This window comes from Paenibacillus sp. 01T422 (assembly GCF_056398785.1).
In genome coordinates this window covers 1-514 of record NZ_JBFTQB010001601.1, presented here as the reverse complement: position 1 = coordinate 514, position 514 = coordinate 1, and the positions used below count along the sequence as shown (strand labels likewise).

Sequence of the window (514 nt, the reverse complement as noted above, 5' to 3'; positions counted from 1 at the left end):
GCCATTTTTCGGTATATTGAATTCTTTTATAACCGCAAACGAATTCATAGTGCCATCGGCTATGTGTCGCCTGTTCACTTTGCGGCGACCTTTGTAGAAACCGCGTAATCGTCACTTAATGATGTGTTTACTTTCTTGACAGAGGTCCAAAACTACCGTTAATCGGAGCGGATTCGGTCCAGGGAACGAAATTACTCCAGAAACTACATCTAAATCGTCGATGGCTGACGAAATCGGCTGGATTTGAAGAAATTAGTGGTAGAAATCGCATCTACTTGCGCTAAAGTGGGTCAGACGAGGAAAGTAGCAGTAGTAATCGGCGTTAATACAAGTAATCATGTATTCAGATGCCGGGTTGCTCAGTACATCAGTAGCTCAGTAGCCCCGTTACCAGCAGCTCCTCCCGCAGCCCGTCCTCCCGCAGCCCGTCCTCCCGCAGCCCGTCCTCCCGCAGCCCGTCCTCCCGCAGCCCGTCCTCCCGCAGCCCGTCCTCCCGCAGCCCGTCCTCCCGCAG

The 514-nt window shown here is 52.3% G+C and carries 1 protein-coding gene; it reads left to right on the top strand.

The window, feature by feature from the left end; genetic code table 11:
* Window positions 1-108, top strand: a 108-nt coding sequence (locus tag AC1DUA_RS40375) for an IS3 family transposase (protein WP_477504985.1), incomplete at its 5' end; no start/stop codon positions are given.
* Window positions 109-514: the final 406 nt, after the last annotated feature.